This window comes from Stenotrophomonas sp. 96582_Sma (assembly GCF_056480905.1).
The window spans coordinates 192,701-215,497 of the sequence record NZ_CM151122.1; the positions used below are offsets into that span (position 1 = coordinate 192,701).

The 22,797-nt window shown below is 67.1% G+C and carries 19 protein-coding genes and 1 pseudogene; 11 read left to right on the forward strand and 9 right to left on the reverse strand.

Going from position 1 to position 22,797, the window contains the following annotated elements:
• Positions 1-328: 328 nt before the first annotated feature.
• Entirely contained in the window at positions 329-1,297 is a 969-nt protein-coding gene (locus tag ACZK2R_RS00840; RefSeq protein WP_125895444.1) for a LysR family transcriptional regulator, read from the reverse strand.
• Positions 1,298-1,407: 110 nt separating this feature from the next.
• Between ACZK2R_RS00840 and aceB the strand changes: the two genes are divergently transcribed.
• The 4 genes from aceB to ACZK2R_RS00860 all read left to right on the forward strand — a co-directional run bounded on the left by aceB (position 1,408) and on the right by ACZK2R_RS00860 (position 8,393).
• Positions 1,408-3,045 carry a malate synthase A gene (gene aceB / locus ACZK2R_RS00845; RefSeq protein WP_180837245.1) on the forward strand — a complete coding sequence of 546 codons (1,638 nt, stop codon included), beginning with the start codon at positions 1,408-1,410 and terminating at the stop codon, positions 3,043-3,045.
• A gap of 64 nt (positions 3,046-3,109) precedes the next feature.
• Complete coding sequence (gene aceA, locus ACZK2R_RS00850; RefSeq protein ID WP_125895446.1) at positions 3,110-4,411, forward strand: isocitrate lyase; 1,302 nt, start codon at positions 3,110-3,112, stop codon at positions 4,409-4,411.
• Positions 4,412-4,831: 420 nt separating this feature from the next.
• Positions 4,832-5,872, forward strand: a complete 1,041-nt coding sequence (locus ACZK2R_RS00855) for a GGDEF domain-containing protein (RefSeq protein ID WP_049400576.1) — start codon at positions 4,832-4,834, stop codon at positions 5,870-5,872.
• Positions 5,873-5,888: 16 nt separating this feature from the next.
• Positions 5,889-8,393: a putative peptide modification system cyclase gene (locus ACZK2R_RS00860; protein ID WP_180837247.1), complete on the forward strand. Its 2,505-nt coding sequence runs from the start codon at positions 5,889-5,891 to the stop codon at positions 8,391-8,393.
• A 16-nt stretch (positions 8,394-8,409) separates the two neighbouring features.
• On the opposite strand, the gene ACZK2R_RS00865 is transcribed toward ACZK2R_RS00860, so the two are convergent.
• Positions 8,410-8,700 carry an NHLP-related RiPP peptide gene (locus tag ACZK2R_RS00865; protein WP_012509741.1) on the reverse strand — a complete coding sequence of 97 codons (291 nt, stop codon included), beginning with the start codon at positions 8,698-8,700 and terminating at the stop codon, positions 8,410-8,412.
• A gap of 164 nt (positions 8,701-8,864) precedes the next feature.
• On the opposite strand from ACZK2R_RS00865, the gene ACZK2R_RS00870 reads away from it, so the two are divergent.
• Complete coding sequence (locus tag ACZK2R_RS00870) at positions 8,865-10,043, forward strand: putative peptide maturation dehydrogenase (protein ID WP_125895447.1); 1,179 nt, start codon at positions 8,865-8,867, stop codon at positions 10,041-10,043.
• A gap of 48 nt (positions 10,044-10,091) precedes the next feature.
• On the opposite strand, the gene ACZK2R_RS00875 is transcribed toward ACZK2R_RS00870, so the two are convergent.
• On the reverse strand, positions 10,092-10,433 hold the full coding sequence (locus ACZK2R_RS00875) for an NHLP-related RiPP peptide (protein ID WP_080355176.1): 342 nt from the start codon (positions 10,431-10,433) through the stop codon (positions 10,092-10,094).
• Between the two features lie 32 nt (positions 10,434-10,465).
• Positions 10,466-10,780, reverse strand: a complete 315-nt coding sequence (locus ACZK2R_RS00880) for an NHLP-related RiPP peptide (protein WP_125895448.1) — start codon at positions 10,778-10,780, stop codon at positions 10,466-10,468.
• A gap of 238 nt (positions 10,781-11,018) precedes the next feature.
• Between ACZK2R_RS00880 and ACZK2R_RS00885 the strand changes: the two are divergent.
• Positions 11,019-11,159 (forward strand): annotated as a pseudogene (locus tag ACZK2R_RS00885) (putative peptide maturation dehydrogenase); the annotation flags it as partial.
• Positions 11,160-11,180: 21 nt separating this feature from the next.
• Here ACZK2R_RS00885 and ACZK2R_RS00890 read toward each other — a convergent pair.
• Genes ACZK2R_RS00890 through ACZK2R_RS00900 form a run of 3 tightly spaced genes read right to left on the reverse strand, consistent with a single transcriptional unit; the run spans position 11,181 to position 15,974 of the window.
• Positions 11,181-13,163 carry an acetyl/propionyl/methylcrotonyl-CoA carboxylase subunit alpha gene (locus ACZK2R_RS00890; RefSeq protein WP_125895449.1) on the reverse strand — a complete coding sequence of 661 codons (1,983 nt, stop codon included), beginning with the start codon at positions 13,161-13,163 and terminating at the stop codon, positions 11,181-11,183.
• A 26-nt stretch (positions 13,164-13,189) separates the two neighbouring features.
• The gene (locus ACZK2R_RS00895; RefSeq protein ID WP_125895450.1) at positions 13,190-14,800 is read right to left on the reverse strand and encodes a carboxyl transferase domain-containing protein; all 1,611 of its coding nucleotides are present in this window, start codon (positions 14,798-14,800) and stop codon (positions 13,190-13,192) included.
• Between the two features lie 10 nt (positions 14,801-14,810).
• Complete coding sequence (locus ACZK2R_RS00900) at positions 14,811-15,974, reverse strand: isovaleryl-CoA dehydrogenase (protein ID WP_032128216.1); 1,164 nt, start codon at positions 15,972-15,974, stop codon at positions 14,811-14,813.
• A 161-nt stretch (positions 15,975-16,135) separates the two neighbouring features.
• Between ACZK2R_RS00900 and ACZK2R_RS00905 the strand changes: the two genes are divergently transcribed.
• From ACZK2R_RS00905 to ACZK2R_RS00915, 3 genes are all read left to right on the forward strand, one after another.
• Positions 16,136-16,744 (forward strand): TetR/AcrR family transcriptional regulator, encoded by a 609-nt coding sequence (locus tag ACZK2R_RS00905; RefSeq protein WP_005407661.1) that lies wholly within the window; start codon positions 16,136-16,138, stop codon positions 16,742-16,744.
• 205 nt (positions 16,745-16,949) lie between these two features.
• Entirely contained in the window at positions 16,950-17,468 is a 519-nt protein-coding gene (locus ACZK2R_RS00910) for a c-type cytochrome (protein WP_005407662.1), read from the forward strand.
• A 183-nt stretch (positions 17,469-17,651) separates the two neighbouring features.
• On the forward strand, positions 17,652-19,094 hold the full coding sequence (locus ACZK2R_RS00915; protein ID WP_180838040.1) for an ExeM/NucH family extracellular endonuclease: 1,443 nt from the start codon (positions 17,652-17,654) through the stop codon (positions 19,092-19,094).
• Between the two features lie 59 nt (positions 19,095-19,153).
• On the opposite strand, the gene ACZK2R_RS00920 is transcribed toward ACZK2R_RS00915, so the two are convergent.
• Complete coding sequence (locus ACZK2R_RS00920; RefSeq protein WP_180838041.1) at positions 19,154-20,011, reverse strand: EamA family transporter; 858 nt, start codon at positions 20,009-20,011, stop codon at positions 19,154-19,156.
• Positions 20,012-20,054: 43 nt separating this feature from the next.
• Between ACZK2R_RS00920 and ACZK2R_RS00925 the strand changes: the two genes are divergently transcribed.
• The gene (locus ACZK2R_RS00925) at positions 20,055-20,726 is read left to right on the forward strand and encodes an alpha/beta hydrolase (protein WP_180838042.1); all 672 of its coding nucleotides are present in this window, start codon (positions 20,055-20,057) and stop codon (positions 20,724-20,726) included.
• Positions 20,723-21,823: a cell division protein ZapE gene (zapE, locus tag ACZK2R_RS00930; RefSeq protein ID WP_125895454.1), complete on the forward strand. Its 1,101-nt coding sequence runs from the start codon at positions 20,723-20,725 to the stop codon at positions 21,821-21,823. Before ACZK2R_RS00925 ends, zapE begins: the two co-directional genes overlap by 4 nt.
• A gap of 75 nt (positions 21,824-21,898) precedes the next feature.
• Here the strand turns inward: zapE and ACZK2R_RS00935 are convergent, their stop codons facing one another.
• Entirely contained in the window at positions 21,899-22,735 is an 837-nt protein-coding gene (locus ACZK2R_RS00935) for a DUF2884 family protein (protein WP_180838043.1), read from the reverse strand.
• Positions 22,736-22,797: the final 62 nt, after the last annotated feature.

Below are 22,797 nucleotides of genomic sequence, written 5' to 3' on the forward strand. Positions count from 1 at the left end.
TTTGCAGCGGGGGTCAGAGCCCATTGCGCAGCAACGGGATCCGACCCCGACAGATCGCGGGAATCTGTCAGAGGCGGGACGGCGTGGGTGGGCAGGACCGTTGGCGCCATGGATGGCGCCATCGAGCCCCCATGGGTGAGGGCGCTTTGCTTGCAAAGCACTGCTTCGCAAGCGCCCGAACGCACAGCCGCCAGCGGCTGGGCCGGACCGCGGAGCGGGGTTTACGGCGTGTCCTGCCCACCCACGCCGCCCCGCCATCCCACGGATAGCCCGCTGTTGCCGTTGCTTCGGCTTCGGCAGGTGCAGGGCGCAGCCCTGCCGCACACCCTCACCGCTCGGAATGCCCGCTCTGGTCGTAATCGCGCGGACTGAACAACTCCGGCTGGATCAGCTCCACAAACGCCCGCGCCTGCGCCGACAGCGCCTTGCCACGCCGCACGATCACCCCGTAACTGCGTTCCGGGAACCAGCGCTTCATCGACCGCGCCGCCAGCCGCTCGCGGTCGGCCTCGTTCAGGCACAGCGCCGGCACGATTGAAATGCCCATGCCCATCGCCACGTACTGCTTGATCACCTCCCAGCCACCCACTTCCAATGCCACGGTGTAGGCGATGCGGTGGCGCTGGAATACCTGGTCGACCAGGCGGTAGGTGATCTGCCGCTTCGGTGGCAGCACCAGCGGAAAACGCGCGATGTCGGCCAGTTCCAGCTCGCCACCGCTGGCCAGCGGATGGTCGTGCGGCGCGATCAGCACCTGCTCGAAACGGTAGGCCGGTGCGTAGCTGAGATCGGCCGGCACATCGGTCATCGAACCGATCGCCAGGTCGGCGGCGTCCTCGCGCAGCAGGTCGGTGCCGTCGGCGCTGATCGCGTTGTGCAGGGTCAGGCGCACGTCCGGATGATGCAGGCGGAAGCGTTCGACGATCTTCGGCAGCAGGTACAGGATGGTCGAGCTGTTGGCGGCGATGTTCAGTTCGCCCGCGTCCAGGCCGCGCACCTTGTCGCGGAAGCGCGCCTCCAGCCCGTCCAGGCTCTCCACCAGTGGCTGCGCCATCTCGTACAGCAGCTGGCCCTCGCGGCTGGGCACCAGGCGGCGCCCGCTGCGTTCGAACAACGGCACCCCCAGCTCTCGCTCCAAGGCCTGCAACTGCAGGCTGATAGCCGGCTGGCTGACGAAAAGCGCCTCAGCCGCCCGTGAGACCGAGCCCAGGCGCACGGTCTGGCAGAACGCACGCAGCGGTTTCAACCGGTCGGATTTGTAGGAAAAACGAGGACTTGGCGAAGGGCGCGTGGTCATGGCGTCACAAGTATTAGCACAATTTATGTAGAGCATTGCAAAAACTGTTTTGCCAAATACTCGATACCGGCGGCACCGTGGAGACGTTCCCCCACCGCTGGAGTCGCCCCATGTCCGCCGTCGCTTCCGCTGTTCCCACCCCCGCCAGCAAGGCCACCCCCGGTATCGCCCTGGCGACCCGCGTGGCCGGCCAGGACACCCTGCTGCCGGCGCCGCTGCTGGCCCTGCTGGTGTCGCTGCACCGTGCGGTGGAACCGGGCCGGCAGGCACGGCTGCAGGCACGCCGCGTGCGCCAGGCGTTCTTCGACCAGGGCGGCCTGCCGGACTTCCGCGAGGACACCGCCGCGATCCGCAGCGGCGACTGGCGTGTTGCCCCGCTGCCGGCCGCGCTGCAGGACCGCCGCGTCGAGATCACCGGCCCGACCGACCCGAAGATGGTCATCAACGCGCTGAACTCCGGCGCCAAGGTGTTCATGGCCGACTTCGAGGATTCGACCTCGCCGACCTGGCGCAACCTGCTGGCCGGGCAGCAGTCGCTGGCCGCCGCGGTGCGTGGCGATCTCGAGTACACCGCACCGGCATCCAACGGGAAGGCCGGCAAGCACTACACCTTGCGCCCGTTCGACGAACAGGCGGTGCTGATCGTACGCCCGCGCGGCTGGCACCTGGACGAGAAGCACGTGCGCATCGATGGCCAGTTCATCGCTGGTGGCCTGTTCGATGCGGCGGTGTTCGCCTTCCACAACGCCCGCACGCTGCAGGCCAAGGACCGCGGCCCGTACTTCTACCTGCCCAAGCTGCAGAGCATGGAAGAGGCGGCGCTGTGGGAGACCGCGCTGTCGCACATCGAGGGCATGCTCGGCCTGCCGCACGGCCAGATCAAGGTGACCGTGCTGATTGAAACCTTGCCGGCAGTGTTCGAGATGGACGAGATCCTGCACGCGCTGCGTGACCGCATCGTCGGCCTGAACTGCGGGCGCTGGGATTACATCTTCTCGTACCTGAAGACCTTCCGCCGCCACGCCGACCGCGTGCTGCCCGAACGCGGCCAGGTGACCATGACCCAGCCGTTCCTGAAGGCGTATTCGGAACTGCTGATCCAGACCTGCCACCGCCGCGGTGCGCATGCGATGGGCGGCATGGCCGCGCAGATCCCGATCAACAACGATGCCGCTGCCAACGAACAGGCGATGGCCCGCGTGCGCGCCGACAAGCTGCGCGAAGTGACCGCCGGCCACGACGGCACCTGGGTCGCGCATCCGGCGCTGATTCCGGTGGCGATGGCGATCTTCGACGAGCACATGCCCGGTGCGAACCAGCACAGCGTGCTGCGCCAGGATGTGCGCGTCGGCCGCGACGAACTGATCGCGCGGCCGCCGGGCACCATCACCCGCGCCGGATTCGAAGGCAACGTGGAAGTCTGCGTGCGCTACCTGGCCGCCTGGCTGGATGGCAACGGCTGCGTGCCGATCCACCACCTGATGGAGGACGCGGCCACCGCCGAGATCAGCCGCAGCCAGCTGTGGCAGTGGCTGCATACGCCGGGCCAGCAGCTGGACGATGGCACTGCGATCGACCTGGTGCTGCTGGATTCCACCCTCTCGCAGCTGCCGGCACGGCTGGGCGATACCGCCGCGCTGCCCGGTGGTGCACGCATCGGCGAGGCCATCGCCCTGCTCGGCGAACTGAGCCGCAGCGAAGAGCTGACTGATTTCCTGACCCTGCCGGCCTACGCGCGCATCGACTGACCGACCGCTCGCAATTCCGCCGTTTCCCTCCCCGCTGCACGCACGAACCGAACTGGAGAAAGACATGAGCAAGCTGCCCACTGCCGAACAGATCCAGCACGACTGGGATACCAACCCGCGTTGGGAAGGCATCCAGCGCAACTACAGCGCCGCTGACGTGGTGCGCCTGCGCGGCACCGTCCACATCGAGCATTCGCTGGCCCGCCTGGGTGCGGAGAAGCTGTGGGCGACGCTGCATGAGCGCGAGTTCGTCAACGCGCTGGGTGCATTGACCGGCAACCAGGCCATGCAGCAGGTCAAGGCGGGCCTGAAGGCGATCTACCTGTCCGGTTGGCAGGTGGCGGCCGACGCCAACCTGGCCGGGCAGATGTACCCGGACCAGTCGCTGTACCCGGCCGATTCGGTGCCGGCGGTAGTCAAGCGCATCAACAACACGCTGCTGCGCGCCGACCAGCTGCACCACGCCGAAGGCAAGGACGACATCGACTTCCTGCAGCCGATCGTGGCCGATGCGGAAGCCGGTTTCGGCGGCGTGCTCAATGCGTTCGAACTGATGAAGGCGATGATCGAGGCCGGTGCCGCTGGCGTGCACTTCGAAGACCAGCTGGCCTCGGTGAAGAAGTGCGGCCACATGGGCGGCAAGGTGCTGGTGCCGACCCGCGAGGCCATCGAGAAGCTCAACGCCGCGCGCCTGGCCGCCGACGTGCTGGGCGTGCCGACCCTGCTGGTGGCGCGTACCGATGCCGAGGCCGCGGATCTGCTGACCAGCGACATCGATGGCAACGACAAGCCGTTCGCCACCGGCGAGCGCACCGTGGAAGGCTTCTACAAGACCCGTAATGGCCTGGACCAGGCGATCAGCCGCGGCCTGGCCTATGCGCCCTATGCCGACCTGGTGTGGTGCGAGACCGGCAAGCCGGACCTGGAATTCGCACGCAAGTTCGCCGAGGCGATCCATGCGAAGTTCCCCGGCAAGCTGCTGGCCTATAACTGCTCGCCCAGCTTCAACTGGAAGAAGAACCTGGACGACGCCACCATCGCCAAGTTCCAGAAGGAGCTGGGCAGCTACGGCTACAAGTTCCAGTTCATCACCCTGGCCGGCTTCCATGCGCTGAACTACGGCATGTTCAATCTGGCCCACGGCTATGCACGTCGACAGATGAGCGCGTTCGTGGAACTACAGGAAGCCGAGTTTGAAGCGGCCGAGCGCGGCTTCACTGCGGTCAAGCATCAGCGTGAGGTTGGCACCGGCTACTTCGATGCGGTGACCCAGGCGATCCAGCAGGGCCAGTCGTCGACCACCGCATTGACCGGTTCGACCGAGGAAGAGCAGTTCCACGGCGGGCGCAGCGAACGCGCGGCGTGATGCGGTAGTGCCGGCCGCTGGCCGGCAACCGCGTGATCCTTCGGGCACCACAGGGAAGCCGGCCAGCGGCCGGCGCTACCGAAGCTTCGGAATCCGATCAGGGTGGCCAGGGAAGGGCCAGACAACGCCGGCCGGTCGGGGGACCTGCCGGCGTTGTTGTATCGATGCAAGGGAGCAGCGCGCAGCCAGCGTCAATCAGGCGCACCCACGCGTGCCGGCAACTTGGCCGAAAGCCTGTGAAATCCAGCATCGGATTGATCCAGCAGGGGTTTTGCCCGGACACCCGTGACCAGAACGGGCCACCACCGATCTTCACATCAATCAAGATCGGCAGACGGGTCAAAATGAGATAGGGCGCACACTTTAAAGCGGTGCTATGCTCCGCGGCTCACCAGGGGACGCTGGCGGCGGGTGCAGGGAATGACCGGCAGGGGTGCGGCCGAGAACAGTGATGTGACGTCAGGTATCGCCCGGGTGGCGATGGCCGAGATCGTGCACGCGCTGCTTTCCGCTGCCGAGGTTGCATTGTTCGCCAGATTTGCCCGTCCATGCAAGCTTCATGCCGGACAGTGGTTGTTCCAGCGTGGCCATCGCGGCGAACGGATGTATGTGATCCTCCAAGGCCAGATCGAACTGGACTTCGGAGAGGACCTGGTGATCAAGACGCTCGGCCAGCATGAGTTCTTCGGTGAGCTTGGCCTGCTGGTCGGCGATCACCTGCGCAGCGCCAGTGCACGCGCGCTGGCCGACTGTGAAGTACTGGAGCTGGGCCCGGCCGACTTCCATCGCCTGGTGGAATCCGATCCCGGCCTGGTCGCCTACTTCCTGCGCCGTACGATCATGCGCGTGCTGACCAACGAGCAGGCGCTGATCAGCCAGCTGCGCCGGCGCAACCACGATCTGGAAACCGCGCTGGACAACCTGTACATCACCACCCACCAGTTGACCCACACCCGTGAACTGGTACGTACCGATGAACTGACCGGGCTGCACAACCGTCGTGGCCTCACCCTGTACCTGCAGGAATGCCGCGCCGATGGCGAAGGGTTGCCGCAGGCACTGCTGCTGATCGACTGCGACCGCTTCAAGCAGATCAATGATCGCCACGGCCACCAGGCCGGCGACCGTGTACTGCAGAGCATGGGCAACATCCTGCGCTCGATGGCCGGTGAGCAGGACCTGGCCTGCCGCCTCGGCGGCGATGAGTTCTGCCTGATCCTGCGCCGTGGCAACCATGAGATCGTGCAGCACGCGGCCGAGTTCATCCTCAGCGCGGTGCATGGCCTGCTCGAACGCAGTCATGGCACGCCGCACGTCAGCCTGGTCAGCATCGGTGCCAGCCTGCTGGCGCCGGAGGCGGGCTGGAGCGAGTGGTACGCCAACGCGGACCGCGCGCTGTACCAGGCCAAGCGCGATGGTGGCAACTGCCTGCGCTGGGCGGATGCAGCGGACATACCTTGATCGGGAGAGACCGGCGATGAATGGCGACAACGGAACGTCGACGCCGCACAACCAGCAACTGCGTGCGCTGCTGTTCACCGATCTGTGTGATTCGCTGCTGCTGGTCGAACGCATCGGCGATGTGGCTGCCGCCGAGCTGTTCCAGGAACACGACCGCTTGGTGCTGGCGCTGCAGCAGCGCTGGCACGGCCAGCTGATCGACCGCTCTGACGGATTGTTCATGCTGTTCGAGCGCCCGATTGATGCGCTCGGATTCGCCCTGGATTACCAGCGTGGCCTGCAGCCGCTGGGGCAGGCGCGTGATCTCCGACTGCAGGCGCGGGCCGGGTTGCACGTGGGTGAGGTCATCCTGTGGAACAACAGCTCGGAATCGATCGCGCTTGGAGCCAAGGCTGTGGAGGTGGAGGGCCTGGCCAAGCCGATGGCAGCGCGCCTGATGCAGTTGGCTCCCCCCGGACAACTGCTGATGTCGGCGGCTGCTGAATCGGTGGTGCGCCGTGCAGCGACGGAGCTGGGTGAACTGGGCAGTCGCCTGCAGTGGAGGTCATTCGGTCGCTGGCGCTTTCGCGGTGTGGCGCAACCGATGGAAGTGCTGGGCGTGGCGGTGGCGGGGAAGGGCATGCTTTCCCGGCCGCGTGCCAGCGACAAGGCGCGCCCTGATGTTCCGGTCTGGCGGCGTCCGCTGGCGATGGCCGCGCAGGCGGCCCTGATTGTCTCTGTCGGGCTGGGCCTGTGGCTGCTGGCCCGACCACAGCCGGCGATTGCCTTCGCCGAACGCGACTGGGTGGTGATGGCCGATGCGCGCAACCTGACCGATAACCCGGTCCTGGACGACGCCCTGAACCAGGCGTTGCGCATCGGGCTTGAGCAGTCGCGTTACGTAAACGTGATCAGCGACATGAAGGCGCGCGACACCATGGCGCGCATGTTGATGCCAGAAAACACCGAGATCGATCGTGCGGCCGCTGTCCAGATCGCAATGCGCGATGGCGCGCGCGCGGTACTCGATCCCTCGATCCGTGAGGTACACGGCCAGCTGCGTGTGGCCGTCGATGTCGTCAATCCTGCCACTGGCGAGACCGTCTACTCGGTTTATTCCGATGGCAAAGGCCTGCCTTCCGCGCTGACCTCCAGTGACCAAGTGGTGGTGCAATTGCGATCGCGGTTGGGCGAAGCGATGGCGCAGATCGGCAAGACATCGGCACCGTTGCCGCAGGTGGCAACAGCCAACCTCGACGCACTGCATGCCTACGCACGCGGACAGCTTGCCTATGGCCGCGGACAGACCGAGTCGTCGTTGAAATTTTTCCAGATCGCAACGCGCATTGATCCTGACTTCGCCATGGCCTATGTCGGGCAGATGCGATCGATGTTCAGCCAGGGCCAACTGGAGGACGCGCGCGGTTTGCTGACCAAGGTCAGGACGCTGCGTCATCGGCTGAGCACGCGTGAGGGCCTGTATCTGGATGCATGGCAGGTGGAGCTGGAGTCCGGTTCTGAATCCGCCGCTGGCGAGGCCTGGAAGGTACTGGCCGATCTGTATCCGGATCATCACGGGGCCAGCGTCAACCATGGTCTGGCCGAGTTCGTGCTGGGCCACTACGAAAAGGCGGAGCAGGCCGTTGCCCATGCCAACGTGGAGCAGAACCCGTTGCGCAGCGTGACGCTGGAGCTGCTCGGGCGCATCCAGTTGGCACGGGGAAAGGTCGATGAGGCGGTAGCAACGCTGCATCGTGCCATGCAGCTCGCCGAAGGTCGCCCGAACCGGCAGCTGGTTGCGGCGCTGGCCGTGTCCGGGCGAAATGCAGAGGCCAGTGCAGTGCTGGCGCGGTTGCCGGAGAACGGGCCGGGACGGTGGCTGGAAGGGACTTCACTGGCCATTGATGAGGGGCGATTCGAGGAGGCGTTGGCAGCCTCGGTCGCGTCCGCAGGCCGGTGCAATGGCGGTCCCTTCGTATGTGATCTGCTGGGCACGGTCAATTTGGCTGTTCACGCCGCGGCGGCTCGATGCGTAGCGCCACGCGACTTCGCAACGCAGGCCAGCGCGCTGCTGCGGAATGCGGCACGCCCCGAAAACGGTGAACGCGGACAGTATCTGTATTTCGCTGCGGCCAGCTTGTATGCGGCACAGCGCTTGGGCCTGCAATCCTCGATCGGCCGGCAGGTGGCCGAGCTTGACGTATTGGCGGCCGACGCCGTCGACCCACGTGCGCGCCAGTTGGCGGCGGTGGTCAAGGCCAATGCGTTGCATCTGTCCGGTGACAGCGCGCAGGCAATCAAGATGCTGCAGGCGATGGTTGATGGCAGCGAGCTGTTCCAGGTCCACAGCGTGCTGGCAGCGGCCTACGCCGCACAGGGCGCGATACAGGAGCAGCAGTCGCAGCTGGACTGGATGCGTCGGCACCGCGGGCGCGCCTATACCGAATTCGCAGGCTCGTCCGTGTTGCAGGCATTGAATGTAGGCGACAGCCAGCGTGGGCCATCACGCCCGGGATGCGCCCTCTCACCGGACGCATCCTGAGCGATCGGCACCAAGGTCAGGGCGTCGGTGCCTGCGAACCGTCGATGAAGCAATGCGGATGGCTGAACACCGCGCGCTCGGTCAGCTGCTGCACCAGATTGTCGCGTGCAGCGGCCAGATCTTCATTGGAGGCCAGGTCGGCGGACAGCATGCAGCCCTGCGCGGCGGCACCCGCCTCGACACTGATCTGCTGCAGGGCTGTTGCCGGGTCCTGCTTGAATGCTGTGCGGAAGTCTGCGTCGGTGGTGAGCAGATCAAGCAGCGTGGTGGCGTCAGCGAGGGACAGTGGGGATTTGCGGTTGGTCATGAGCGTGGGATCCAAGGAGACAGGGAAGGTCGAACAAGTGGCGCGTGCCTTTGACCGTAGTCATAGCGGCGCGGATCGATGGGTCTTGAACGCGGTACTGGGCCATACTTACCCAGCTCCACCGGCAGCACATTGCCGGAATCCCATTTGCCACAGGAACGTCGATGACCTCTTCGCGGTACCGCCGATGCCACGCGCTGGCTGTTGTTCCCGATGAACAACCATCGTTCTCCCTGAACAGCCTGCTGGCTGGTGGAACCGGTGTGGAGTTCGTGCAGCAGTTGCAGGTGCGTGCTGCCCATCTCGATCAGCCTGTGACGCTCGATGCCGACGCTTGTGCGTTGCTGTTGCAGACCAGCGCCGAGCGCTGGCAGGTCTTGCCGGATGACCTGCAGAACCGCGCCCGAGTGGCATCGCTGCTGGAGGCGGGGTTGCTCATCGCCGAGAAGGGCGCGCCCGAGGCGGCGCGACAGGCTGACCAGCGTGTTCGCGACGGACACTGGTGGGCCTTGTCAGCCATCCATCATCGCCATTCCCGCTGGGCGGGCGTAGACAGTGCCGGCGATATGGAGAAGCACCGGATGGTGACCGCACAGGACCTGGTGCAGCAGCTCGGCAAGCCACCGGCCGAAGCCCCGGTGCGGCAGCCGGGTGCCATCGCTCTGCCGGTCGCGGCACCCGATGCCGTGGCACAGCTGTTGGCTGCACGTACCACCTGCCGCAACTACGCCGAGGACAAGCCTCTATCGCTGGAGATGCTGGCGGGCATGATGCAGCACGTGCTGATGGCGCAGGCACAGGTAGAAACCGAACCCGGCGTGCGCTTCCTGAAGAAGAACGTACCGTCCGCGGGTAGCCTGCATCCGCTGGAAGCGTACGTGATTGCGCGCAAGGTCGATGGCCTGCAGCCTGGGTTGTATCACTACCATGCTGTGGCTCACGAGCTGGCACGGCAACAGGCACAGCCCGCCCAGCTGGACGATTTCTGCCTGCGCCTGTTGTCGGGCCAGCACTGGTTCGCTTCGGCCCACGCCATGGTGGTGCTGGTCTGCCGTTTCGGTCGCAACTTCTGGAAGTACCGCAACCACGCCAAGGCCTATCGCGCCGTTAGCCTGGATGTCGGCCATGTGTCGCAGGCACTGTATACAGCGGCCACGGCCAATGGCTTGGGCGGCTTCGTCACCGCGGCGATCAATGAGACGGAGATCGAGTCGCTGCTGGGGTTCGACCCGATGGTCGACGGCGCAATGGCGGTGTGCGGATTCGGTTGGCGTGCGCAGAGCATGACCACGGCGGAGCTGGACCCTGCGGGGCATGTCTGGAAGCGCGAGGCCCGCGATTGAACAAGCCCGGCAGGGCGCTGGAGTACCCAGCGCCCCTTGTCGGGTGCATTACTGGATGATGCGGTGGACGTGACCGGCTTCGAAGGTGAAGACCACGGTCATGGATGCGCGGTGGCTGGAGAGATAGTTCACCAGGGCATCGCGGGCCTGGCTCAGCTCTTCCTTGCTGGCCAGCTTGCCGGTGCTCAGGCAGGGCGGCACCTGCGCCATCGAGTCGAATGCCAGGCCGATCTGCCGGCAGGCCTGCAGCGGGTTCCTGCTGAACTGCGCACGGAACACATCATCGCTGCACAGGCGGTCGAGCAGGGCAATGGCGGTTTGCGGCTCAAAGCGCGGCGACTCGGTGGTGGTGTGTTCGCTGGAGAACCGGGTACGAGTGGATGGCAACATCGAATCTACCTCTGAAGTGGATTGAGGGGCGTTCAAGCGGCCTGCGGTACGGCGGAGTGGTGCACGCTTCCCTGCAGATGCCCGGATTCGAACATGAAGGGGACAGTGAATGCGGCGCGCTGGGCCAGGAGCGCGGCGATCTGCTGGCGCACCTGTTGGAACTCTTCCTTGCTGGCCAGGACGTTGTGGATGGCGCAGGGGCTTGTGCCGGACTGTGCCTGCAGCCCATGCCGCGCCATCGCAGCGCCGGCATCGGCTGTGAACTCTGCGCGGAAGGCGTCGTCAGAACACAGCAGGTCGAGCAGCCGACCGGCATTGACAGTGGTCATCGGGGACTTTGCGGACATCGCAAACACTCCTTGTGGGTCAATGTCCGCCGATTAAACCACGTGTGACTACCGCGAGCGTGCCGCAGCGCAGCGTCAAGCAAGGCGCGCCGAGCCGGTACAGGCCAGTGGTCCTGCTGGGCATGGCACCGTGGTTCCAGAAACGTTGGAAGAGCGCACCGGAGATGCCAGCTTGACGTTCCTGCGACACAGTTTCAGGGCGGTGTCCAGGTCGGAGGCGTCGTCGGCGACCTGGCCCATCGAGCACGAATTTGGCCTAGATCCGCGTTCCGAGGGCGTCCTCGCCGTATGCGGTTTTGGCTGGCGCGCCCCGACCATAACCACGACCGAACTGGACCCGGCAGGTGTGATCTGGAATCCCGAGGACCGCGCGGTCTGAACCCACGCGGCCCCCGCCACGTCACGCCGCTTCGAAGTCCACCAGCACCGCACCATCACCCACCTGGTCGCCGGCCTTGGCGCGGTAGCCCTTCACCGTGCCGTCTGCCGGTGCCTGCAGGGTGTGCTCCATCTTCATCGCTTCCAGCACCACCAGCGGCGTGCCGCGCTTGACCTCGGTGCCGGCCGCGACCAGTGTCGCGACGATCCTGCCCGGCATCGGCGCCAGCAGGCTGCCGGCATCGGCCACGGCGTGGTCCGATTCGCCCACCGGATCGTGCAGGGTGAAGCGGTGCTGGCCATCGGCGCCGAACAGATACAGCTGGTCGCCTTCGCGCAGTAGCTGCAACGACCAGCGGCGCTCGCCCAGCAGCACGGTCAGATGCTGCGCATCGGCCGTGCCAAGCACCTGCACCGGCGCGGCGTCATCGCACTGCACGCGCCAGCCATCGGTCTGCGTCCACACCTTCAGCGTGTGCTTGCGTTCGCCCTGCTGCAGCGGCAGCACGCGCGGTGCCGATGCGCCAAGGCGCCAGCCGTCCTGGGCCTGCCACGGCGAATGCGGATCGCGCGCGTCGGTGCTGGCGCCGCCCGTGCTTGCAACCGCAGCCACCGCAGCCAGCTGCCACAGGGCATCATCCGTGTCGCCCACTGCACTCAATGCCGCCTGCTCGCGCTCGATAAGCGCGGTGTCCAGCTTGGCCTGCGCGAACGAATCGGTGTTCACCAGGCGGCGCAGGAAGCCGGCATTGGTGGTCACGCCCACCACCTGGCAGTCCGCCAGCGCCTGGCTCATGCGGCGCAGGGCGGCATCGCGGTCCACGTCCCAGACGATCAGCTTGGCAATCATCGGATCGTAGTACGGGGTGATGCTGTCGCCTTCCTCCACGCCGGTATCCACGCGCACATGGGCCGACGGGGTCGGCAGGCGCAGGCGGCGCAGGGTGCCGGTGGAGGGCAGGAAGCCCCGGTCGGCATCTTCGGCATACAGGCGCGCTTCGATAGCGTGGCCGTGGATCGCCAGCTGTTCCTGGCGCAGCGGCAGCGGCTGGCCCGAGGCCACGCGCAGCTGCCACTCCACCAGGTCGGTACCGGTGATGTACTCGGTCACCGGGTGCTCGACCTGCAGGCGGGTGTTCATTTCCATGAAGTAGAAATCGCCGTCCGGGCCGGCAATGAACTCCACCGTGCCGGCACCGACGTAGCCCACCGCGCGCGCTGCATCGACTGCCGCCTTGCCCATTGCAGCACGACGTTCTGTGCTCATGCCCGGCGCCGGCGCCTCTTCCAGCACCTTCTGGTGGCGGCGCTGCACCGAGCAGTCGCGCTCGAACAGGTACACCGCCTCACCGTGGCTGTCGCCGAACACCTGGATCTCGATATGGCGCGGGCGCTCGACATACTTCTCGACCAGCACGTGGTCGTTGCCGAACGCCGAGGCCGCCTCGCGCTGGCAGCTGGCCAGTGCATCGACGAAGTCCTCGCTGCGCTCGACCTTGCGCATGCCCTTGCCACCGCCGCCGGCGCTGGCCTTGATCAGCACCGGGTAGCCGATGCCGTCGGCCTGTGCGCGCAGGAAGTCCGGCGCCTGCTGGTCGCCGTGATAGCCGGGGGTCAGCGGCACACCGGCCTTGGCCATCAGCGCCTTGGCCGCGCTCTTGTCGCCCATCGCGCGGATGGCGCTGGCCGGCGGGCCGATGAAGGTGATGCCGGCCGCCGCGCAGGCATCGGCGAAGTCGGCATTCTCGGACAGGAAGCCGTAACCGGGGTGGATCGCCTGCGCGCCGGTCAGGCGTGCGGCATCGAGCAGGGCATCACCGCGCAGGTAGCTCTCACGTGCGGCGGCAGGACCAATGTGGATGGCTTCGTCGGCCAGGCGCACGTGGCGGGCGTTGCGGTCGGCATCGGAATACACCGCCACGGTGGCGATGCCGAGGCGGCGGCAGGTGGCGATGACGCGGCAGGCGATCTCGCCGCGGTTGGCGATCAGGACTTTGGTGAACATGGCAACAGGCTCGGTCATGGCACGGGTTACATGCGGAACACGCCGAAGCGCGTCTGCTGCGGGGCGGCGTTGAGGCTGGCCGACAGCGCCAGGGCGAGCACGCGGCGGGTGTCGGCCGGATCGATCACGCCGTCATCCCACAGGCGCGCGCTGGCGTAGTACGGATGGCCCTGCTGTTCGAACTGCTCGCGGATCGGTGCCTTGAACGCATCCTCTTCCGCCGCCGGCCACTGGTCGCCCTTGGCTTCGATGCCATCGCGCTTGACCGTGGCCAGCACGCTGGCGGCCTGTTCGCCGCCCATCACGCCGATGCGCGCGTTCGGCCACATCCACAGGAAGTTCGGCGAGTATGCGCGGCCGCACATGCCGTAGTTGCCGGCACCGAACGAACCACCGATGACCACGGTGAACTTGGGCACCTTGGCGCAGGCCACGGCCATCACCAGCTTGGCGCCGTCCTTGGCGATGCCGCCCTGTTCGTACTTGCGGCCGACCATGAAGCCGGTAATGTTCTGCAGGAACACCAGCGGGATGTTGCGCTGGGTGCACAGCTCGATGAAGTGCGCGCCCTTCAGTGCCGACTCGGAGAACAGGATGCCGTTGTTGGCGATGATGCCGATCGGGTAGCCGTTCAGATGCGCAAAGCCGGTCACCAGCGTTGCGCCGTAGCGCGGCTTGAATTCATCGAAACGCGAACCATCGACCAGGCGCGCGATCACTTCGCGCACGTCGTAGGGCTTGCGCGTGTCGGCCGGGATCACCCCGTACAGGTCGTATGCCGGCAACAGTGGTTCCTCGTTGGCCTGCACCGCCATCGCCGGTTCCGGCTTGCGCCAGTTCAACTGCGCGATGATCGCGCGCACCCGTGCCAGCGCCTGCAGGTCGTTGTCGGCCATGTGGTCGGCCACGCCGGAAATGCGCGTGTGCACGTCGGCACCGCCCAGTTCCTCGGCCGTCACCACTTCACCGGTGGCCGCCTTCACCAGCGGTGGGCCGCCGAGGAAGATCGTGCCCTGCTCGCGCACGATCACCGTCTCATCGCTCATCGCCGGCACATAGGCGCCGCCGGCGGTGCAGCTACCCATCACGCAGGCAATCTGCGGGATGCCCTGCGCGGACAGGTTGGCCTGGTTGTAGAAGATGCGGCCGAAATGATCGCGGTCGGGGAACACCTCGTCCTGCAGCGGCAGGAAGGCGCCACCGGAATCGACCAGGTAGATGCAGGGCAGGTGGTTCTGCTCGGCGATCTCCTGCGCGCGCAGGTGCTTCTTCACCGTCATCGGGTAGTAGGTGCCGCCCTTCACCGTGGCGTCGTTGGCCACGATCACGCATTCCACGCCGCTGACGCGGCCGATGCCGGCCACCACGCCCGCGGCGGGCACGGCGTCTTCGTACATGCCGTGCGCGGCCAGCGGCGCGATTTCCAGGAAGGCGCTGCCGGGATCGAGCAGGGCGTCGATGCGGTCGCGCACCAGCAGCTTGCCGCGTGCGGTGTGCTTGGCGCGCGCGGCTTCGCTGCCGCCCAGCGCGGTGCGGGCGAGGGTGGCATGCAGGTCGTCGACCACGGCCTGCATGGCGGCGCGGTTGCTTTCAAACGTTTCGCTGCCCGGTTGCAGCTGGCTGTTCAGGACGGTCATCGCGTTGGCCTTACAGGGTGCGCTGGAACAGTTCGCGGCCGATCAGCATGCGGCGGATCTCCGACGTGCCGGCGCCGATTTCATACAGCTTGGCGTCGCGCCACAAGCGGCCGGTCGGATATTCGTTGATGTAGCCGTTGCCGCCCAGGATCTGGATCGCCTGGCCGGTCAGCCAGGTGGCCTTCTCGGCGGCGTACAGAATGGCACCGGCGGCATCCTGGCGGGTGGTGCGGCCCTGGTCGCAGGCGCGCGCGACGGCATAGACGTAGGCGCGGCACGCGCCCAGGCCCACGTACATGTCGGCGATCTTGGCCTGGATCAGCTGGAAGCTGCCGATCGGTTCGCCGAACTGGTGGCGCTCGTGCACATAGGGCATGACCACGTCCATGGCCGCGGCCATCAGGCCCAGCGGGCCACCGGACAGCACCACGCGCTCGTAATCCAGGCCGGACATCAACACGCGCACGCCACCACCGACCTGGCCCAGCACGTTTTCTTCGGGAATCTCGCAGTCCTGGAACACCAGCTCGCAGGTGGGCGAGGAGCGCATGCCCAGCTTGTCCAGCTTCTGCGCGGTGGAGAAGCCCTCCATGCCCTTCTCGACCAGGAACGCGGTGATGCCCTTGGCACCCGCTTCCATGTCGGTCTTGGCATAGACCACCAGCACGTCGGCGTCCGGGCCGTTGGTGATCCACATCTTGTTGCCGTTGAGCACGTAGCGGTCACCGCGCTTGTCGGCGCGCAGCTTCATCGACACCACGTCCGAACCGGCACCCGGCTCGCTCATCGCCAGCGCGCCGACCAGGCTGCCGTTGCACAGGCCGGGCAGGAAGCGCTGCTTCTGTTCTTCGTTGCCGTTCTTGCGTAGCTGGTTCACGCACAGGTTGGAGTGCGCGCCATAGGACAGGCCGATGCCGCCGGAGGCACGCGAGATTTCTTCCATCGCCACCACATGGGCCAGGTAACCCATGCCGGTGCCGCCGTATTCTTCTTCCACGGTGAGGCCGAGCAGGCCCTGTTCGCCCAGCTTCGGCCACAGGGCCAGCGGGAACTGGTTGCTGGCATCGGCCTCGGCGGCCAGCGGTGCGACCTCGGCGGCGGCAAAATGGGCCACGCTCTGGCGCAGCAGGTCGATGTCTTCGCCAAGATCGAAGTTCAGGGATGGCACGTGCATTGTGGTGGCTCCACGGCGGGATGGCAGGAAATGGACGCACCCGGCGGGGGAGCGGGCGGCGGTCTGCAGGACCGCTGCCCGCACGGGCGATTGGACCCCAGCGTAGCGGGGTTCGGGTAAGAAGTGAATACAAATTCAAAAATTGAAACTAGAATCAAAACATGGCCTACAAACGCTCTGCACTGATGGAAGAACGCCTGGCCGGGGCCCGTGAACGGATCCTGCTGGCCACCCGTGAGCTGGTCGCCACCGGCGGCTGGCGCAATGCCCCGGTGACCGCCGTGGCGACCCAGGCGGGGGTGTCCACCGGCCTGATCTACCGCCACTTCCCGTCCAAGGCCGAGCTGTTCGTGGAGGTGCTCAACGCCGCGGTGGCCCACGAGGTCGCGATCATGGAGCGCATCGCCAGCGGCCCGGAGGTGGCCAGCGAGCGCCTGCGGTTGGCGATCACCGCCTTCGTCCGCCGCGCCCTGGCCGGGCCGGGGCTGGCGCATGCCTTCATCGTCGAACCGGTCGACCCGGACGTGGAAGCCGAGCGCATGCGTGGTCGTCGTGCCTTCGGCGACGTGTTCCTGCGGCTGGTGGAGGAGGGCGTGGCCGCCGGTGAGCTGCCGGCGCAGGACGCGCATGTGGCCGCCGCCTGCCTGGTCGGCGCCTTCACCGAGGCGATGGTCGGCCCGACCGCGCCCAGCCGCGAAGCACACCGCGACGAAGACGCACTGGTGGATGCGATCTGCAGCTTCTGCCTGCGCGCGATCGGCGCCCGGTAATCCGGTAGAGCCGGCCGCTGGCCGGCTTCTGCACGATCCATCCGGCGGGCTGGCGATGCCGGGCAGCGGCCGGCACTACCGGGTCCGAATGCTGCGCCGCACCAGCAGTGACGCCTGTTGTCGCACGCAAAGCGCGTTCTATACTCGGTCCATCACGCAGTCGCTCAGCCGTGGTCCAACGACTATCAGCCAGGGGTAACGAAGAGTGCGGAATTACGATCTGGAGTTCCTGAAACGCTTCTCCATGGTGATCGCGCTGCTGGCGACCATCACCCTCGGCCTCATCCTCCTTGCCGCTTACATCCACACCCGGATTCCGCCCGAGGTGTCGCCGACCGCGGCCAAGCGCACCGAACAGCGCATCTCGCCCACCGGCGCGGTCTATGCCGGCAGCACCGGCGCCGCCGCGCAGGCTGCGGCCAAGGCCGCCGCGCTGGCCAAGGCCGCCTCGCAGGTGGCCTACGGCGGCACCAAGGACGGCAAGGTCATCTTCGACAACCTGTGCACCGCCTGCCACACCACCGGCGTGGGCATGGCGCCGACGCTGGACCATTCGCACTGGGACAAGCGCATCGCACAGGGCAAGGACACTCTCTACAAGCACGCCATCGAGGGCTATACCGGTCCGGATGGCGGCATCATGCCGCCCAAGGGCGGCAACCCGGCGCTGACCGAGGAACAGATCCACGCCACCGTGGACTGGATGCTGGGCAACCTGAAGTAACCGGTAGTGCCGGCCGCTGGCCGGCAACCACGCATTGCACGAAGGTCATGAGGTTGCCGGCCAGCGGCCGGCACTACCAGGCTTTGCCCACCAAGGCCTGATCGCCCATATCCCCCCGCTGCGCAGGCGGGGTTTCGCATTTCAGGGTTAGTCTGTGCGCCTATTCCATGGAGTCGCCCGTCGATGCGCCGCCGTTCCCTCGCCCTTGCCCTGTCCCTGCTGCTGCCGGCCGGCGCCTTTGCCCAGGCCCAGCCGCAGGCCGCACCGGTCGCGTCGCCGTCCGCCGCGCGCAGCAGCGCCACCGTGGTGCTGACCACCGCGCCGGCCGACTGGCGTGCGCTGGATGGCCAGCGCGTGCGCATCGCCGCACCGCTCACCCTGGCCGGCACCGATGGCCTGGAGCGCTTTGGGCAGCTCACCGTGGCCTTCGATGGCCGCCTCTGGCAGCCGACCGAAGTGGCCGCGCCGGGTACTGCCGGCTATGAGCAGGTGATGGCCGACATCCAGCGCCGCCGCCTGCTGCTGGACGACGGTAGCGAAGCCCGCGACCCGGCCAGCGTGGCCTACCTGCCAGCCAACCCGGTGCTGCGCACCGGCATGCAGCTGCGCAATGTGGAAGGTGTCGTGCACGTGGACGCACAGGGCCGTCCGCGCCTGCAGGTCGAGGGTGCACTCACGTTGCCCGAGCTGAAGCGTCCGGCGGTGCCGACGGTGCCGGGCAGCCTGCATATCGCTGCATTCAACCTGGAGAACTTCTTCAATGGCGATGGCCAGGGCGGTGGCTTCCCGACCCTGCGCGGCGCGCGCACGCTGGAAGAGCACAAGGCGCAGGTCGGCAAGCTGGTGGCCACGGTCAACGCGCTCGGTGCCGACATCGCCGCGTTGATGGAACTGGAAAACGATGGCTATGGCCCGCAGTCGGCCATCGCCGAACTGGTCAGCGCCCTCAACGCCGGTCTTGCCGCCGACAAGCAGTGGGCCTTCGTCGATGCCGGCGAGGGGCCGGGCAGCAACCCGATCCGGGTTGGCATCATCTATCGCAGGAGCGCGTTCAAGCCGCTGGGCAAGCCGTTGACCAGAACCGACGGTCCTTTCGCCGAACACAGCCGCGCACCGCTGGCGCAGGCCTTCCAGGGCAAGGGCGCACCGTTCATGGTGGTCGCCAACCATTTCAAGTCCAAGGGCTGCCGTGATGCCAGCGGCGGCGATGCCGACCGCAACGATGGCCAGGGTTGCTGGAATGCCACCCGGGTGGAATCGGCAAAGCAGTTGAACCAGTGGGTGCAGGCCGAAGCTGGCCGCCTGAAGGTGAAGGACGTGGTGCTGCTGGGCGATTTCAACGCCTACGCGATGGAAGACCCGATCCGCACCCTGCATGACCTGGGCTGGCAGGACGCATTCAAGGTCGCCCAGGTCGAGCATCCTTACAGCTACGTCTACAACGGCTATACCGGCCGCCTCGACCATGCGCTGCTGAGCCCGGGCATGGCCCAGCGCCTGCGCGGTGCCGCCGAGTGGCACAGCAATGCCGACGAACAGGACGCCAGCGGCTACCAGGGCCGCAACGTGCAGGGCCCGTGGCGCAGTTCCGACCACGATCCGCTGCTGCTGGGCTTCGATAAATAACGCCCAGCGTCGGGTCGGATCCCATTCCACCGAAATGGGCTCTGACCCCGAGGCCGGGCTCAGCCCCAGGCGATCAATCCAATCGCCAGCACCGCCAGCGCCAGCCCGGCGCGGTTCCACTTCGTGGTGGCCTCGCCGAAGGCGAACACGCCCACCAGCGCGCCCAGCACCACCACGCCGATGTTCATGCCGGCGAACACGGTGGCCGGGTTCTCCGGCATGGACTGATGCGCGTGCACATAGAAAAGAATGTTGCCGCCGTTGAGCAGGCCCAGCAGCGCGCCCGCACCGAGGTTGCGCCAAGCCAACCGGCTGCGGCCACTGGCGTGCCGCCACAGCTGCAGTGCCAGCATCAGCACGAAGGCCACGCTGAAGCTGGCCAGCACCGCCGCCATCGACGGCGTGCCGGACAGCGCCACCTGCTTGAGCAGCACGTCGACCACCGCGAACCCGGCCCAGACGCCCAGCAGCCAGCCCCAGCCGCCGGGTGAGGACGCCACCGCCGGGCCGCGCGGGCGCAGGCTGATCGCCACCATCGCCAGCAGGCCCAGGCCGAGACCGGCGAGCTTCCACGGCGTCGCAGTCTGGCCGAAGAACAGGAAGGCGGCGGCCAAAGACAGCAGCAACGACAAGCGCTGCGCCACGTCGCTGCGGACGATGCCGGCCACCGCCACCGCGCGGCCCAGCACCAGGAAGATCGATGGCAGCACCACCGCCAGTGCCAGCAGCGACAGCCACGGGGCATGTGGCGCGCGCAGTGCGTCCAGCGGCGGCTGCAGCACCACGGCGGTGAGCGTTGCCGCCACCAGATAGTTCCAGGTGACCATCTGCGAAACATCCAGCTGGCGGCGTCCGGCCACCTTCAACAACACCGAAACCAGCACGCTGCAGATCACGGCCAAGGACAGGTAGAGCATGGGGCGGGCACAGGGCAGGGGCAGGGGACGGTATCATGGTGCCATGCACAAGCCTTCGTTCCCCGTCGCCCCCGGCGAAACCGCCTGCCTCGAACTGGCCGGCCCGGCCGGCCCGCTGGAAGTGGTCGTCGACCTGCCCAAGGCCGATGTGTCGGCGCAGCCGATCGTGGCCATCATCTGCCATCCGCTGTCCACCGAAGGCGGCACCCTGCACAACAAGGTGGTCACCATGACCGCCACCACCCTGCGCGAGCTGGGCATCACCACGGTGCGCTTCAACTTCCGCAGCGTCGGCGCGTCGGCCGGTGAGTTCGACCACGGCGTGGGCGAGCAGGATGACCTGAAGACCGTCGCCGCCTGGGTGCAGAGCCAGCGCCCCGACGACCGTCTGTGGCTGGCCGGTTTCAGCTTCGGCTCGTTCGTATCGCTGAAGGCGGCTGCCGCGCTGCAGCCGGAAGCGCTGATCTCGATCGCACCGCCGGCCGGCCGCTGGGATTTCGATGGCATCGCGCCGCCGGCCCGCTGGCTGGTGATCCAGGGCGAGCAGGACGAGATCGTCGACCCGCAGGCCGTCTACCAGTGGCTGGACACGCTGGACGTCCCGCATGAGCTGGTGCGCATGCCCGAGACCAGCCACTTCTTCCACCGCAAGCTGATCGATCTGCGTGGCGCGCTGACCCACGGCGTGAAGCACTGGCTGGGCGCAGCGGCATGAGTGCAACCGAGCTGACCCCGTCGCAGCGGTACGCGGAAGGGGTTGCCCGTGGCGACTGGCAGAACGACCCGGCCCAGCACGCAGCGCTGGCCGAACTGGACCGCATCCACCTGGGCCTGGTCGACAGCGCCGAAGACGGCTGGCTGGACCGCCTGTCCTCGTTCTGGAAGAAGCCCGAGCCGGTGAAGGGTCTGTACTTCTGGGGCGGCGTCGGCCGTGGCAAGACCTTCCTGGTCGACCTGTTCTACGACGGCCTGCCGATCAAACAGAAGTACCGCACGCATTTCCATCGCTTCATGCGCAGCGTCCACGAGCGCCTGCGCGAGCACCAGGGGCAGAGCGACCCGTTGGCGAAGATCGCCCAGGAATGGCGCAGCAACCTGCGCGTGCTGGTGCTGGACGAATTCTTCGTCACCGACATCGGCGACGCGATGCTGCTGGCACGGCTGCTGGAGCGCCTGTTCGCCGAGGGCGTGACCCTGGTGACCACCTCCAACACGGCGGTGGAGAACCTGTACCTCAACGGCCTGCAGCGTGAGAGCTTCATGCCGGCCATCGGCCTGCTGCAGCGCTTCTGCGTGGAGCTGTACGCCGAGGGCACCGAGGATTACCGGATGCGCGCGCTGACCCGCTCGCCGGTGTACCGCGCACCGTTGGCTGCCGACAGCGATGAGTGGCTGGCCACGCGCTGGAACGAACTGAGCGGCGGCCAGCCGGCCAAGCCCGGCAACATCGAGATCGAAGGCCGCAAGATCCCGGTGCGCGGCCGTGGCAAGAGCATCGCCTGGTTCGATTTCGCCGCGTTGTGCGAGGGCCCGCGTGGCCCGTCGGACTACATCGAGATCGCGCACGAGTTCAACACCGTGCTGCTGGGCGGCATCCCCGCCTTCGACCGTTTGAACGAAGATGCCGCGCGCCGCTTCGTCAATCTGATCGACGAGCTGTACGACCGCCACGTCAACCTGGTCTGCACCGCCAGCACCTCGCCGATCGAGCTGTACACCGGCCAGCGCCTGCAGGGCGCGTTCGAGCGCACCGCCTCGCGCCTGATCGAGATGCAGAGCGCCGAGTACCTGGGTACCCCGCACCGGGCATGAGGGCGCCACCCAGGCAAATGCGTTGCCGGCCAGGGTTCCGGTAGTGCCGGCCGCTGGCCGGCATCCGCCGCGCGGTTACCGGGTCGGCGCCACCGCATTCCCACGCGGCCGCTCATCCGGCCCGGCCGACATATGCAGGCCCGAGCCATCGCCGTGCCCCACCCGTACGCTCTCGCCGCGCTCCAGCAGCCGCAGTGGCTGGCCTTGGTAGCGCACTTCCAGCGCGTCGTGGGCGTCTGCCAGCGACTGCACCAGCGGGCACAGCGCCTGCGCGCGGGCCTCGATGCGCTCGGCGCGGCCTTCCAGCTGCTGTTCCATCTGCGCGTCCAGGCGGTCGGCGCGTTCCTCCATCGCATCGCTGCGACCGGTGAACACCTGCCACAGCACGCTGCGGGCGATGGACGCGGACAGCGACTCGGCCATGTCCTGCACCTTGGCCTCGAAGCCCGGCCCGAACACTGCCTGTTCCCAGTAACCCTTGCCCAGCGTGCCGCCGATCCAGTCATCGGCCTGCCGGCGCAGGCGCCGGACCTTGCGGCTGTTGGCGGTGCCGGTGAGGCTCTCATAGACCCCGTCGAGCACGTCGAAGCTCAGCCCACTCACTTCATGGGCCAGTGCGGTGACCGCTGGCATCAGCTGCCGTGCCCCGGCCTCCATCTGCCGCAGGCGGGCCGCGTCGGCGGCGCTGACCGTAACCATCCTGCCATCCAGGCTCAGCTCGCCGTCGTGGAACACCACTTCATGCGGCGCCTGCGGGCCATGCCGCAGCCAGATGCCACCGCTGTCCACCAGCACGTCATAGTCGGTGTGGATACCGCACTGGTCCGAACGCAGGTCCGGCCCCTCGGCGGCCAGCGCTGGGGCAATGAACAGGGCAGGCAGCAGGGCCAGCGCGGGCAACCGCAGGTGCATCGGAGCATCCTTTTCCGGGAGCGAGCGGCCAGCATCCGCTGCCAGCGCGCGGGCGTCACCGG